Source organism: Arsukibacterium indicum (assembly GCF_019100565.1).
GTDB classification, from domain to species: domain Bacteria; phylum Pseudomonadota; class Gammaproteobacteria; order Enterobacterales; family Alteromonadaceae; genus Alishewanella; species Alishewanella indicum.
Genome location: NZ_JAHRID010000006.1, coordinates 158,866 through 171,794 on the forward strand (window position 1 = coordinate 158,866; position 12,929 = coordinate 171,794).

The window sequence follows — 12,929 nt, forward strand, 5'->3', positions numbered from 1 at the left end:
TAGACTGGTAATGAACGTAGGAAAACACTAAGGTTAACACAGAATTCTCCTGTTCCAGCAAAAGGCCAGTCATCATGAAATTATTCATTTTCGCGCTCATCGTATTACTGCTGCCCCCTGCGCCAGCCAGCGCCAGGCAACAGGAAGCGGAATTTGTATATTATGGCTTTGATCCAGACATCGTTACCAATTATGTTTCCGGAAACCGACGCAGCCTGGGCTATGTTAGGGTAACCATCGAACTAATGATCACAGATAAACGTTTTCTGCCTGCGATTGAGCATCACGAGCCGTTAATTCTTGATACCATAATTGGTATTCTGAGCAAACAAACCGAAGATAATGTGAAATCGCTGACCGGCAGAGAACAGATCCGAACTACGATTTTAACAAAGCTGCAGGAAGTCCTGAAAAGAGAAACCGGCGACGCTATTATCAAAGACTTATTATTCACCAAATACTTATATCAATAATTACCGGCGTGGCGGTTTAAGCAGCAATGCCATGATTAATCCTGCCAGTAAGCCGGCTAAATGCGCCCAGTTTGCCATGCTCACCCAAAGTACATCTGCAAATCCCAATATCAGCCATACCAGCATAAATATTGCCAACGCATCGCTGATTAACGGCTGCACCTGAGGATAGCGTTTATGATTAAGCCAGCAAAAACCAAACAACGCATATACCACACCTGACAAGCCACCAAAATTGGTACCTACCACAAAGTATTGCGTCGCATTGGAAATAACCGCAGTGACGACTGTAAAATTTAATAATGAAACACTGCCAAAACGTCGCTCAACTGCCGCTCCCAGCAACAACCACCACAGCAGATTAAAAACCAGATGGGTCACTGAAAAATGTAATAGTGCAGGTGTGAACCAACGCCAGATCTGCTCAGGCGCAGTTAACTGCAAACCGGTAACAGCACTTTCAAAATCCAGTTGTTGCCAGCCATACACTAACAGACATAACAGCAGCAAAACTGTTGTCACCGGACAATTAGCTATTTTAGCCCACGGAATAGTGACTGCGCTATGTGTACCATTTGTAGCAACTGGCGTACTACGCTGCCAGGCGGCTGCCTGATAACGCGGATGTGCTGGCTGCTGCACAAACTCATGAAGCAACTCTGTAACCTGCTTATGGCAATTTTCTTCGCAATACAGGATTGCAAGCATGTCATTTTCCAGCTGAGCGTTTACCTGCAGTCCCCGGCTTTTACAGTAATCTGCAAACAGTAATGCAGCAGCTGGATCATTCATTTCAGCCAGTTTAAGCATCGTTGTCGCGCTCAAATGGCTGTGACTGCTGCCATTCGCTAAAGCCGCCGTCCATGCTGTAAACCTGCTCAAACCCTTGCTGTGCCAGATATTGTGCGGCACTCTGACTGGAGTTGCCATGGTAACACACCACTATAACCGGTTGGTCAAATTCAACCTGCTGCATAAACTGACTTAAACTGCCGTTGTTCAGATGGTAAGCTCCGGCAATATGGCCGTTAGCAAAACTTTGCTCATCCCGGATATCAGCAATAATGACATCCTGCTCAGCCAGCATCGTTGCCGTGTCTGCAACTGAAATATGATGAAAATCGGTCATGTTCGCTCTCTGTCATCTTATTGGTTATTTGATGCCATATAATACCTCAGTGCAGTTTAAATAGCAGCCGGCTGCATTCAGCGTGTTTCAGCAATCACTTAACAATAAAGGCTGGACATTCAATTAAACTATTGTTAACAATAATGGCATCAAACATCACGCCGGGAAGTCATCATGGAATTACTCATAATCCTCGTCATACTTGCAGTCATAATTTTTTATGTCATCAACATTTTTAATCAGCTGGTTAAACTTAAAAATCGTTTTCAGAATGCTTTTGCCCAAATCGAAGTGCAACTGAAGCGTCGGTATGATCTGATCCCTAATCTGGTTGAAACCGCCAAAGCATATATGTCGCACGAACGCGAAACGTTGGAAGCCGTGATTAGTGCCCGCAACGCAGCAATGGCAGGTTTGAAGGTGGCGGCCAATAATCCGGGAGACGCCGGTGCCATCAGCCAGCTGGCAGGTGCTGAAGGCGCGCTGCAAAGTGCAATGGGCAGACTTAATATGGTAATGGAAGCCTATCCTGACCTGAAAGCCAATCAGAATATGATGCAGTTATCAGAAGAACTGACCAGCACGGAGAATCGGGTAGCCTTTGCCCGGCAGGCCTTTAATGATGCGGTTACCGAATATAACACCTATAAACAGAGTTTTCCGCCTGTACTGGTTGCGTCTACGTTTGGCCATGCCAACGATGCAGCCTTACTGGAGTTTGAAGACAGTAAGTTGATCCAGGCAGCACCAAAAGTCAGCTTCTGATAAACCATGGCAACTAACTTTTTCAGCCAGCAGGACTTGGCCCGCCGCAATACCCGGATCCTGATATCACTGTTTAGCCTGGCCGTTGTTCTGCTATTAGTGCTGACCAACGCACTTGTGCTTTTCGGTCTGGGGTTCGTTGATTTACAAAGTACCCACGCGCAGCCGTTGGCTATGCAGGGACTACCCTGGCAAACGATTGGTTTTATCAGCATTGGCGTAATAACAGCTGTTGGCCTGGCAGTACTGATTAAGTGGCATCAGCTTAAAGGTGGTGGCAAAGTGGTGGCGACCAGCCTTGGGGGCAGCCGGATTGATGCAGCCAGCAATGACCCTGATGAACGGCGGTTATTAAATGTGGTGGAAGAGATGGCCATTGCAGCAAATGTGCCGGTGCCGCCAGTTTATTTATTGCCGGAAAAAGGTATTAATGCATTTGCCGCAGGTTACAGTCCGGGCGATGCGGTTATCGGCGTAACCAGGGGCTGCATTGAGCAGTTAAACCGCGATGAGCTGCAAGGCGTAGTCGCCCATGAATTCAGCCATATTCTAAACGGTGATATGCGGATGAACATCCGGATGATCGCTGTTTTAAACGGTATTCTGTTCTTAGGACATATCGGCTACTACATGTTGCGTTCTGGCAGCACATCCCGTGGTACGCTCGGCCGCAGTAGCGGTGGCAAGAACAAAAATGGTGGTGGCTTGCTGGCCATTGCGCTTGGCCTGGTTGTCATAGGTTATGTAGGTTCATTTTTTGGCAATCTTATTAAAGCCGCTGTTAGCCGGCAACGTGAATTCTTAGCCGACGCCTCGGCAGTGCAATTCAGCCGCAACCCCAGAGGCATTGCCGGTGCATTAAAGCGGATTGGGTCCTACAGTGCCGGCACCAGGATAAATAACCAGAATGCGGATGAAAACAGTCATTTGTTTTTCGGCGAAGCTATTTCGCGCTGGGCCAGTATTTTTGCTACTCATCCGCCACTGGCGCAACGAATTAAGCGGCTGGAGCCTCACTGGAACGGGAAATTCCCCAGCCCCGTAAGCCATGCTGAAACCACAGCCCCCACTACCGATTCTTCTTCAGCCAGTTCTGCCGCCCCAGATAAACAGGCGATAATTCAGGCAGTAGCAGCTTTACCGGTGCTGTTGGTGCAGAGTAGCCGCCAGCCACTGCAAGCTCAGGCAATTGTTTGTGCCTTACTGTTGCAACATCCGGAGTTTGAAGCTGAACAAATCAAGTTAATAAAGGAGCAAGGTTCACTGGACTTGTTGCAGCATGTGGACCAACTGGTCGACACAATTCAGGCGCTGAGCCTGCTGCAGCAAGTACAACTCTTGCAACGCACCGTGCCAGCATTAAAACAGCTGAGTCAGGAGCAGTTTCTTAAATTTGAACAATTAATTTTGGCGATGAGTCATGCTGACCAACAATTGTCATTGTCTGAGTGGATTATTATCAATTTTATTGACCATACCGTTGCCAGCCACTTCAAGCCGAAACCACACATTCGCAGCAGCAGGCAAACAGACTTTTCGGCAGTTCAAACCCCTGCACTGCAGCTGCTCGCTACGGTGGCAAACGCAGCAGGTGATCAGGCAGCCAGTCAGCAGGCATGGCAGGCCGGCCTCAGTGTATTGGCGCTGCCAGCGAACACCACCATGCCTGACATTAATTTAGTCACGTTAAGCTCGCAGCTTGACCCGCTGCTAGGCGCCGCCCCCTTGTTAAAGCAACATATCTGGCAGACATTGCTTGCTGCTGTGGCTGCTGATAATCTTGAATCGGATACAGAACTGGCCCTGCTAACGGCGCTGGCGTTATTGCTGGAAATACCGTGGCAACCTGTTCAGGCTAAAAATTAAACGCTGAGCACTGACACCAAAATGGTAAAAATTCATTTTAGGGCTTTAGCCCGGACGTCAGCTAAGGTAAAATAGCCGGTTCATATTTAATTCCGGAGGCTATGTGTCCGATAATCCGTCAGATAATCGCTTGTTCTTATTATACGATTCCTCGTTCGACGATATGGACGCAGAGGGCTGCCCGGGTTTTGGCTTCGTGTTGTTGTTTAATGAAGCTGACGTTGGCCAGTTCTCCGCGGGCAAGAATCCGACTTGCCCTGCTGTATCAATGCTGTTTACCGATCATGCCGACGGCAGTATCAGTGGCGACCTGCTGGGTTGGGCGCATTTAGATGCTGATGTATTTCAGCAATACCCGCTGGGTCAGTTTTTAACGCTGATGGAGCAAGCTGCACAAGTGGCAGTCAACGCGTTTCGCCAGGTTGGTCAGGTTCCGGATAAGCTGGTGGCATTAAACCTGCCTGATGACGATCTTATTCAATTTGACGTACAATTTAACGATCTGCAGCTTAAAGATAAGCAAAGTGAAGTATTGCTGGCGCAACAACTGATGGCTGGCCGTCCCTACCTGGATTCTTAATATTTGTATTGACGATATTATAATTGCCAATTGCAATTTAATACTGATCTCTTACTATAGCGAATATCGGTAAATTAACAGGCCCGCTGACGGAGTAACCGTAATGACTAATGCCTTAGATATGGCACTGATTGAAAAGGCGTTAAGCGGCTTCACCATTCCCCCTCGTCCAGAGATCCTGCAGCATATTCAGCAGCAACTGGCTAACAACGAGCCAAACATTAGCCGCATAGCGGCACTAATTAATCTGGATGTCGGCATTGCCGGTTTTACCCTGAAAGTTGTTAATTCAGCATTTTTCGGGCTACGTAAGAAAATCACCTCAATAGAACATGCCTGCAAGTACCTTGGCCTGAACAGAGTCATTGCTCTGGTGCGCAGTATTTTGCTGCGTTTTACCCTGGCAGAGGGCCGACAGGATCCTTTTAGCCAGCGCTTATGGAGCAGTGCGCTACATACTGCAACTATTGCTATGGCGTTGGCAAAGCAATTTAACCTTAACCAGTCAGTGCAGGATGATTGCTACAGTCTGGGTTTATTTCATAATGCCGGAATTGCCCTGATAAGTGAGCAGGCGCCCCAGTATGCTGCTGTTATGCAGCAGGGCTTGCAGCTTGGCCGCGGTTACAGTGAGATTGAAGAGCAGCATTTTCAGACATGCCATGAAGTATTGGGCTATTTAATTGCCCAGTCTTGGGGGCTGACATCAGAACTGTGCAATGTCATTGCCTATCATCATAGTCCGGCGCTTATTCTGCAGTCAGACAGTGATTACGAACAGCAATTGTTTGCACTGCTTAAACTGGCCGAGTTTTTAAGTGGTGAAAGCAGGTTATTATATAATGTAAACGTCGACCCCGAATGGCAAAACTATAGTGGCGCAATTCTGGATGTGCTGGAACTGGATAGCCTAAGCCTGCCCGATTTTGCCGAATTGCTGCACCGCCAGAATATTCACACCGTATACAGCCTTAACTAAGCTGAATTGAGGCTGAGCAGTGGCTCATCGAAAACCGTTTTTACCGCAAAAAGTCTGTCCTTGTTGCCAGCGTACGTTCAACTGGCGGAAAAAATGGCAGCTTAACTGGGCCAATGTTATCTATTGCTCAGAGCGCTGTCGTCGCAGCAAAACAGTAAACATCCCCTCAACATAGCAGATATAAGACCATAAATTACAAGACAAGACCTTATGACAGCGTTGTCATTTTGACTTGTATCTGCTACATTTAACTGGTCGTGGTCATGCAAGCTAATGCTTCTCTTTATTAACTAAGGCTGGTTAAATGCAAATTGTGATCTTACCTACAGCAGACGATGTTGCGGCTTATGGTGCAGAACTTTATATAAAACAGCTGACCAATAAGCCTGATTCAGTGCTGGGGTTGGCTACCGGCTCTACGCCATTAGCATTGTATCGGTTACTAATTCAGGCTTGTCAGCAGCAGCGCCTCTCTTTTGCCAGAGCCAAGACATTTAATCTTGATGAATATCTGGGCCTGGCTGGCGATCATCCACAAAGCTATCGTTTTTTTATGCAGCAGCATTTATTTGATGCTATCGACATTTTGCCAGCCAATACTGCTGTTCCCGATGGTAATGCGACTGACCCATTTAAAGCATGCCAGCAGTATGAGCAGCAAATCACGGATGCCGGAGGTATTGATTTGCAGCTGCTGGGGCTGGGCCGCAATGGTCATATTGGCTTTAATGAACCCTCGTCTGGCCTGCGCTCCCGTACCCGGGTTAAAACTCTGACCCCTGCCACTATCGCTGACAATGCCCGCTTTTTTCAGCCTGGTGAGTATCAGCCGCACTTGTCAATCACCATGGGAATAGGCACCATTCTGGATGCCCGCAAAGTGTTGTTACTGGCCACCGGAGCCAACAAAGCCGATGCAGTACAAGCAATGATTGAAGGCCCGCTCACTGCAGCCTGTCCGGCTTCTGCATTACAGTTTCATCAACAAGCGATTGTCGTGCTGGACGAAGATGCGGCAGCAAAACTGGCCGACATTGAGTTCTACCGGCATATTGAGCGGGAAAATCAGGCTTTACTTAACCGTTTATCGGGCCACTAATATCTAACTTTGCAGGTTCAGGCTACAATAACGCCCTCCATGTAACCAGGAACCATCATGCAAGTTGTATTAGCACCTATGGAAGGTGTGGTTGATCATCTGATGCGGGAAATGCTGACCCAGATTGGCGGCTATGACTTGTGCATCACTGAGTTTGTCCGGGTGGTCGATCAGCGCCTGCCTGCCCGGGTGTTTCACCGGCTTTGTCCCGAATTGCTGCAAGGTGGCAAGACTTCCGCCGGTACGCCGGTTCGGGTCCAGTTGCTGGGGCAGGAACCGGATTGGCTGGCAGAAAATGCGGTACGGGCCGTTGACTTGGGCTCACCGGGGGTAGACTTAAACTTCGGCTGCCCGGCAAAAGCTGTTAATAAAAGCCGTGGTGGTGCAGTACTGTTAAAAGAAACAGAGCAGTTATACCGGATTGTTAAAGCCGTGCGTGACGCCGTGCCGGCCAACTATCCGGTTAGCGCTAAAATCCGACTCGGTTATGATGACACCAGCCTGACGCTGGCTAACGCTGAAGCTATTTGCGCTGCCGGCGCCAACAGTCTGGCTGTGCACGCCCGCACTAAAAGTGACGGTTACCGGCCACCGGCCTACTGGCCGTGGATAGCCCGGATTAAGCAACATGTCAGCATCCCGCTGATTGCTAACGGCGAAATATGGTCTGCCGCCGATGCTGCGCATTGTCAGCAGCAAAGTGAATGTCAGGATATTATGCTTGGCCGCGGTGCACTTGCCATGCCAAACCTGGCACAAACCATTAAACAGCAGCAGCCAACCATGCCCTGGCCACAGGTGTTGCGATTATTAATGCAATATTCTGAATTTGAGATAAGCGGAGACAAAGGCAAATATTATGCGAACCGGGTTAAACAATGGTTCAGCTATCTGAAGCTGCAATATCCGCAAGCCGCCAGTCTGTTTCAACAATTACGCTTGCTTGGCAAAAGCGCCGATATTCTGAATTTACTCAATTCGGCGCTTACTGCATCAGAAGTTGAGGCTTAACAGGCAGCTTGCGCCGCCTGTTGTCTTTGGCTAATTCGCTGTTACCAGTTAAGCACTACTTTACCTGACTGGCCGGAACACATGATGTCAAAGCCTTCCTGAAACCGCTCCATCGGCATTTCATGGGTAACCATTGGAGTTAAATCCAGACCTGACTGAATTAAACTTGCCATTTTGTACCAGGTTTCAAACATTTCCCGGCCGTAAATGCCCTTAATTACCAAGCCTTTAAAAATAACTTTGTTCCAGTCTACTGCCATATCAGAAGGTGGAATACCCAGCATGGCTATTTTTCCGCCATGATTCATGGTATCAAGCATGCTTCGAAAAGCACTGGGTACCCCAGACATTTCCAGCCCGACATCAAAGCCTTCAGTCATGCCAAGTTCTTTCATCACGTCTTTTAAATTTTGTTTGCTGACATCAACTGCCCGGCTGGCGCCCATTTTCAGTGCTAAATCGAGCCGGTACTGATTGACATCGGTAATCACCACATGGCGGGCACCAACATGCCTGGCCACTGCTGCAGCCATAATCCCAATAGGTCCGGCGCCGGTAATTAATACGTCTTCACCAACTAAATCAAACGACAATGCCGTGTGCACCGCATTACCAAACGGATCGAAAATAGCGGCAATATTATCGGGTATGTTGTCTGCCAGCTTAAATGCATTATATGCCGGTATAACCAGATACTCGGCAAAAGAACCTGGTCGGTTAACCCCCACGCCAGTGGTATTACGGCACAAATGAACCCGGCCCGCCCGGCAGTTGCGGCAATGGCCACAGGTGATATGACCTTCGCCTGATACTCTGTCACCCACTTTAAAGCCGCGAACCTCTGAGCCCATACCTTCTATAACACCAACATATTCATGCCCTACCACCATGCCATGTGGAATGGTGTTCTGAGCCCACTCATCCCATTTGTAAATATGCACATCGGTACCACAAATCGCGGTTTTCTTAATTTTAATTAACACGTCATTCGGGCCAACTTCCGGTTTTTCCACCTCAGTTTGCCAAATACCCGGTTCTGCCTTTAATTTTGCTAATGCTTTCATTTTACGCCCCGCCCTTATGCGATCACGCCCATGTCTTTACCAATCCGGATAAAGGCATTTATCGCTCTATCCAGCTGTTCTTTACTGTGTGCTGCTGAAATCTGGGTACGAATACGCGCCTGCCCTTTTGGCACCACCGGAAATGAGAACCCCACCACATAAATGCCCTCTGCCAGCATCCGTTTGGCCATTTCGGCTGCCACTTTGGCATCGCCTAACATTACCGGAATAATGGCATGGTCTTTACCAGCCAGGGTAAAACCGGCTGCACTCATTTGTTCGCGGAAGTAATTCGCGTTATTCCACAATTTAGCGCGCAGGGCATCACCAGAAGCAAGCATCTCTAACACTTTAATTGATGCGGTAACAATCGACGGCGCCAGTGAATTGGAGAACAAATACGGCCGTGAGCGCTGTCGCAGCCAGGCAATGACTTCTTTTTTGCCTGAAGTATAACCGCCGGATGCCCCGCCCAGCGCCTTGCCCAGTGTGCCGGTAATAATATCAACCCGGTCAAGCACATCGCAGTACTCATGGGTGCCACGGCCATTTTTCCCGACAAAACCAACAGCATGGCTGTCGTCTACCATTACCATCGCGTTGTACTTATCGGCTAAATCACAAACCGCTTTTAAATTAGCAATAATACCGTCCATCGAGAATACGCCGTCGGTGGCAATCAGTTTAAAGCGGGCACCATCTGCATCAGCCTGCTTTAGCTGAGCTTCCAGATCAGCCATGTCATTGTTGGCGTAACGATAACGTTTCGCCTTACACAAGCGCACACCATCAATAATTGACGCGTGGTTAAGCGCGTCAGAAATTACGGCATCCTCTGCACTTAAAATAGTTTCAAATAAACCACCATTGGCGTCGAAACAGGAGGAATATAAAATGGTATCTTCAGTACCCAGAAATTCACTGATTCTGGCTTCCAGGGTTTTATGAATATCCTGGGTGCCACAAATAAAACGAACTGACGCCACACCAAAACCATGGCTATCCAAACCTTGTTTTGCCGCAGCAATTAAGTCTGGATGGTTAGCCAAACCCAGGTAATTGTTGGCACAGAAATTCAAAACCTGAGTGCCGCCTACTGTTACATCAGCCTGCTGCTGCGACGAAATAATCCGTTCTGCTTTAAATAGCCCTTCAGCCGTTACGTCTTCGATTTGTTGTTGTAAATGTTGCAGAAAAGCGCTGTTGCGCATGCGGCCTCCTGGTTGGCGATGGTCTGAGCGAATTAAAAGATGCACATTGTAATGGTTAAGACGCCGCCATGCAGCGTTTAGTCATTAAGTGTAGCAACTGGCAGCCTGACAGCTGTAAATAATCAGATACAATAAGGTTGATCTTGCTTAACTGGTCTGCTCTGTCATGGCTAACTGCGCATAATGTTGCTGCAATTTTGTAATGCGTGGCCGGGCCTGGGCAGTGGCGTAGGGTTTAAATAACAACAATACTTTTAACACGCCCTGATAGACACTGGCCTGGTTAATCGGACTATCAGGTGCCTGGGTTTTCAGATAGCTGATCCAGAACGTAACCAGCAACTTAATACTATGCGCAAAGTCGGCAATGTCCTCATCTGCTATTTCAATAACCGCTTTCGCTTTCAACGCTTTTAACACAGAAACCACCCGCTCAAGTACACCTTGCTGGACCCTGGCATAATCCTGCTGTAATGCCCTGTCGCGCGCCAGAATATCTGGCAGATTGGCGTAGAAAAAGTGAAAGCGCCACATTAGCTCGAACACCACGTCAAGATACTCCGCCAGCGCATCCAAAGCTTCAGCCTCGGCAGCTGGCGGTTTAATTCTGGTTTCAAGTAATTTGGCATATTCTTTAAAAATCTGGCGGACGATGTCTTCTTTATTTCGAAAGTGATAGTACAAATTGCCCGGGCTGATCCCCAGGTGGGCAGCAATATGATTGGTAGTAACCTGACGCTCACCCACTTCATTAAATAACGCGATACTGGCTTGCAGAATTTTATCTTTGGTTCTGAGCTTTTTTTCCATGGCGGCAGCTAAGCTTCTTTTGTTGGTTTAGTAATTTGCTATAGTAACGCCAAACTGACTAAAAACTCTAGTCGCTTGCGCCGCAGAGTGCTCAGGTGACAACAACTTAAGTATAAAAAATATGAAAGTAAAAGCGATTTACCCCGGCACCTTTGATCCGTTAACCAATGGCCATAGCGATTTGGTAGTAAGAGCAGCCAGACTATTTGACTCTGTCGTGGTAGGAGTTGCCTCTAACCCCAGTAAACAGCCATTGTTTACTCTGGATGAAAGGGTACAGCTGGCGGAACAAGCTTTTGCAGATTGCGTGAATGTGCAGGTAATAGGCTTTTCCGGCTTACTGGCGCAGTTTGCTAAAGAGCAACATGCGCAGGTACTGCTGCGGGGAGTGCGCGCCGTCGCAGACTATGAATATGAATTTCAGCTGGCCAGTATGAACCGACAATTAAACCCGGAACTGGACAGCCTGTTTATGACGCCATCAGAAAAAAACACGTTTATTTCATCAACACTGGTTAAAGAAGTGTGCCGGCATGGCGGGGATATCAGCAGTTTTGTGCCCGCTCATGTGGAGCGGGCACTGAAGGCTAAATTTAGTAAAACCTGAAGTAAATCAGCGCCATTGCCGTAATTTATGACCTTTAACTGCATAAAATAAAATAAACGCATAGCAGGGCAACATCACCAGATAAGCGCCCTGCTGACCAAGGCCTGAGCCACTCAATAAGCCCCAGAATAATGGTCCGAAAGCGCCACCGGCAATACCCATAATTAACAAAGCCGATCCTATGCTGGTCAGATTACCAAGACCTGACAACGCCAGTGGCCAGACAGCCGGCCAGACAATAGCATTGGCCAGACCTAATAAAGCAATAAACATCAGGGTATCGGGTAAAGCGATGCCGCCAAAGGGCACAAACAGGGTATTGGCGATGAAAAATGATTCATTATTACCAAACACGATGGCCAGCGTCAGCAGAGCGCCAAGTACCGCGGATATGGCCAGTGCGGCTTGTTGTGACAGCAGTCGCGGAATTAGTAAAATCCCCAGCACGTAACCCAGCACCATACAACCCATGGTATAAGACGTCATTACGGTATAGCGTTCAACACCCAGTGATAAGGCAAATAAGCCGATAGTGTCGGCGGCAATAACTTCTACTGCAACATAAACGAACAGCGCAAGCACCCCTAACATTAACGATGGTCGGGCAAGTGCCGCCTTGAGCAGCGACGTACCGGCCCCATCAAATGTTTCTCTGGCCAGTTCTGGTAAAGGTGAAAACTTTACCGCCAGCGCCAGTATGCCTAAAAATACCGCCAGCCCCAGATACGGCAGCACTAAGCCTGAAGCCATAGTATCAATCTGTTCCTGCGTTAATAACGTCTCGGAGGTACTGACAAAACTGCTTGCCATGAGCGCAGTAAATACCACTGGCGCCACCACACCGGCCGTTTTATTCAGGATGCCCATTATACTTATCCGAACTGCCGCTGTGCTCTCAGGGCCTATTTTCACCACGTATGGGTTAACTGCTGTTTGCAACAAGGTTTGCCCAGTGCCAATAACCAGTTGTGCTAACAAAAACAACGCAAAGGTTTGGGTTTGGGCTGCGGGAATATAAAGCAACCCTGCCAGCATCATAATAGCCATGCCCAGGGCCATACCATTTTTATAACCCACTTTGCGGATCAGCCAGGCTGAAGGTAAGGCGGTAAACGTTACTGCTATATAAAATGAAAACAAAATTAATGATGCCTGTAACGGGGTCAGATCCAACATCTGTTTCAGGTACGGCATTAAAGACCCGTTCAACCAGGTGGCAAAACCCAGCACAAAAAACAATATTGCTACAATCACCATCGGCATTACGCTGCTTTGGCCTTTCGACTGCTCTGTTGTCATGTAATTATCCCTTCACTACTTGTTATTGTTATTAAG

The 12,929-nt window shown here is 48.0% G+C and carries 15 protein-coding genes; 9 read left to right on the forward strand and 6 right to left on the reverse strand.

What is annotated here, in order from left to right:
• Window positions 1–74: 74 nt before the first annotated feature.
• Window positions 75–473, forward strand: coding sequence for a flagellar basal body-associated protein FliL (locus tag KQY15_RS13565; RefSeq protein ID WP_217670038.1), 399 nt, complete (start codon window positions 75–77; stop codon window positions 471–473).
• Here the strand turns inward: KQY15_RS13565 and glpG are convergent, their stop codons facing one another.
• Window positions 474–1,298: a rhomboid family intramembrane serine protease GlpG gene (glpG, locus tag KQY15_RS13570; protein WP_254795712.1), complete on the reverse strand. Its 825-nt coding sequence runs from the start codon at window positions 1,296–1,298 to the stop codon at window positions 474–476. It lies immediately after the preceding gene.
• Window positions 1,276–1,602 (reverse strand): thiosulfate sulfurtransferase GlpE, encoded by a 327-nt coding sequence (glpE, locus tag KQY15_RS13575; RefSeq protein ID WP_217670040.1) that lies wholly within the window; start codon window positions 1,600–1,602, stop codon window positions 1,276–1,278. Before glpE ends, glpG begins: the two co-directional genes overlap by 23 nt.
• A 174-nt stretch (window positions 1,603–1,776) precedes the next feature.
• On the opposite strand from glpE, the gene KQY15_RS13580 reads away from it, so the two are divergent.
• The 7 genes from KQY15_RS13580 (at window position 1,777) to dusC (ending at window position 7,902) form a co-directional block, all read left to right on the forward strand.
• Window positions 1,777–2,367: a LemA family protein gene (locus tag KQY15_RS13580; RefSeq protein WP_217670042.1), complete on the forward strand. Its 591-nt coding sequence runs from the start codon at window positions 1,777–1,779 to the stop codon at window positions 2,365–2,367.
• A 6-nt stretch (window positions 2,368–2,373) separates the two neighbouring features.
• Window positions 2,374–4,233 (forward strand): M48 family metallopeptidase, encoded by a 1,860-nt coding sequence (locus KQY15_RS13585; RefSeq protein WP_217670044.1) that lies wholly within the window; start codon window positions 2,374–2,376, stop codon window positions 4,231–4,233.
• A 103-nt stretch (window positions 4,234–4,336) separates the two neighbouring features.
• The gene (locus tag KQY15_RS13590; protein ID WP_217670046.1) at window positions 4,337–4,813 is read left to right on the forward strand and encodes a hypothetical protein; all 477 of its coding nucleotides are present in this window, start codon (window positions 4,337–4,339) and stop codon (window positions 4,811–4,813) included.
• Between the two features lie 103 nt (window positions 4,814–4,916).
• Window positions 4,917–5,792, forward strand: a complete 876-nt coding sequence (locus tag KQY15_RS13595) for an HDOD domain-containing protein (protein WP_217670048.1) — start codon at window positions 4,917–4,919, stop codon at window positions 5,790–5,792.
• 19 nt (window positions 5,793–5,811) lie between these two features.
• The gene (locus tag KQY15_RS19075; RefSeq protein ID WP_217670050.1) at window positions 5,812–5,967 is read left to right on the forward strand and encodes a DUF2256 domain-containing protein; all 156 of its coding nucleotides are present in this window, start codon (window positions 5,812–5,814) and stop codon (window positions 5,965–5,967) included.
• A 129-nt stretch (window positions 5,968–6,096) separates the two neighbouring features.
• The gene (nagB, locus tag KQY15_RS13605; protein WP_217670052.1) at window positions 6,097–6,891 is read left to right on the forward strand and encodes a glucosamine-6-phosphate deaminase; all 795 of its coding nucleotides are present in this window, start codon (window positions 6,097–6,099) and stop codon (window positions 6,889–6,891) included.
• Between the two features lie 57 nt (window positions 6,892–6,948).
• Window positions 6,949–7,902, forward strand: coding sequence for a tRNA dihydrouridine(16) synthase DusC (gene dusC, locus KQY15_RS13610; protein WP_217670054.1), 954 nt, complete (start codon window positions 6,949–6,951; stop codon window positions 7,900–7,902).
• Window positions 7,903–7,943: 41 nt separating this feature from the next.
• Here dusC and tdh read toward each other — a convergent pair whose 3' ends face one another.
• The 3 genes from tdh to KQY15_RS13625 all read right to left on the reverse strand — a co-directional run bounded on the left by tdh (window position 7,944) and on the right by KQY15_RS13625 (window position 10,987).
• Window positions 7,944–8,966: an L-threonine 3-dehydrogenase gene (gene tdh / locus KQY15_RS13615; RefSeq protein WP_217670056.1), complete on the reverse strand. Its 1,023-nt coding sequence runs from the start codon at window positions 8,964–8,966 to the stop codon at window positions 7,944–7,946.
• A 14-nt stretch (window positions 8,967–8,980) separates the two neighbouring features.
• Entirely contained in the window at window positions 8,981–10,177 is a 1,197-nt protein-coding gene (locus tag KQY15_RS13620; RefSeq protein WP_217670058.1) for a glycine C-acetyltransferase, read from the reverse strand.
• Window positions 10,178–10,324: 147 nt separating this feature from the next.
• Window positions 10,325–10,987 (reverse strand): TetR/AcrR family transcriptional regulator, encoded by a 663-nt coding sequence (locus KQY15_RS13625; protein WP_217670060.1) that lies wholly within the window; start codon window positions 10,985–10,987, stop codon window positions 10,325–10,327.
• A gap of 121 nt (window positions 10,988–11,108) precedes the next feature.
• On the opposite strand from KQY15_RS13625, the gene coaD reads away from it, so the two are divergent.
• Window positions 11,109–11,594: a pantetheine-phosphate adenylyltransferase gene (coaD, locus tag KQY15_RS13630; protein WP_217670062.1), complete on the forward strand. Its 486-nt coding sequence runs from the start codon at window positions 11,109–11,111 to the stop codon at window positions 11,592–11,594.
• A gap of 6 nt (window positions 11,595–11,600) precedes the next feature.
• Here coaD and nagP read toward each other — a convergent pair whose 3' ends face one another.
• On the reverse strand, window positions 11,601–12,893 hold the full coding sequence (nagP, locus tag KQY15_RS13635) for an N-acetylglucosamine MFS transporter NagP (protein WP_217670064.1): 1,293 nt from the start codon (window positions 12,891–12,893) through the stop codon (window positions 11,601–11,603).
• Window positions 12,894–12,929 lie beyond the last annotated feature (36 nt).

What these genes read in the sequence shown, in the direction of transcription:
- nagB (WP_217670052.1), top strand. Translation starts at nt 6,097, where the DNA reads ATGCAAATTGTGATCTTACCTACAGCAGACGATGTTGCGGCTTATGGT.
- KQY15_RS13585 (WP_217670044.1), top strand. Translation starts at nt 2,374, where the DNA reads ATGGCAACTAACTTTTTCAGCCAGCAGGACTTGGCCCGCCGCAATACC.
- dusC (WP_217670054.1), top strand. Translation starts at nt 6,949, where the DNA reads ATGCAAGTTGTATTAGCACCTATGGAAGGTGTGGTTGATCATCTGATG.
- tdh (WP_217670056.1), bottom strand. Translation starts at nt 8,966, where the DNA reads ATGAAAGCATTAGCAAAATTAAAGGCAGAACCGGGTATTTGGCAAACT.
- KQY15_RS13580 (WP_217670042.1), top strand. Translation starts at nt 1,777, where the DNA reads ATGGAATTACTCATAATCCTCGTCATACTTGCAGTCATAATTTTTTAT.
- KQY15_RS13595 (WP_217670048.1), top strand. Translation starts at nt 4,917, where the DNA reads ATGACTAATGCCTTAGATATGGCACTGATTGAAAAGGCGTTAAGCGGC.
- coaD (WP_217670062.1), top strand. Translation starts at nt 11,109, where the DNA reads ATGAAAGTAAAAGCGATTTACCCCGGCACCTTTGATCCGTTAACCAAT.
- KQY15_RS13565 (WP_217670038.1), top strand. Translation starts at nt 75, where the DNA reads ATGAAATTATTCATTTTCGCGCTCATCGTATTACTGCTGCCCCCTGCG.
- KQY15_RS13620 (WP_217670058.1), bottom strand. Translation starts at nt 10,177, where the DNA reads ATGCGCAACAGCGCTTTTCTGCAACATTTACAACAACAAATCGAAGAC.
- glpE (WP_217670040.1), bottom strand. Translation starts at nt 1,602, where the DNA reads ATGACCGATTTTCATCATATTTCAGTTGCAGACACGGCAACGATGCTG.
- KQY15_RS13625 (WP_217670060.1), bottom strand. Translation starts at nt 10,987, where the DNA reads ATGGAAAAAAAGCTCAGAACCAAAGATAAAATTCTGCAAGCCAGTATC.
- nagP (WP_217670064.1), bottom strand. Translation starts at nt 12,893, where the DNA reads ATGACAACAGAGCAGTCGAAAGGCCAAAGCAGCGTAATGCCGATGGTG.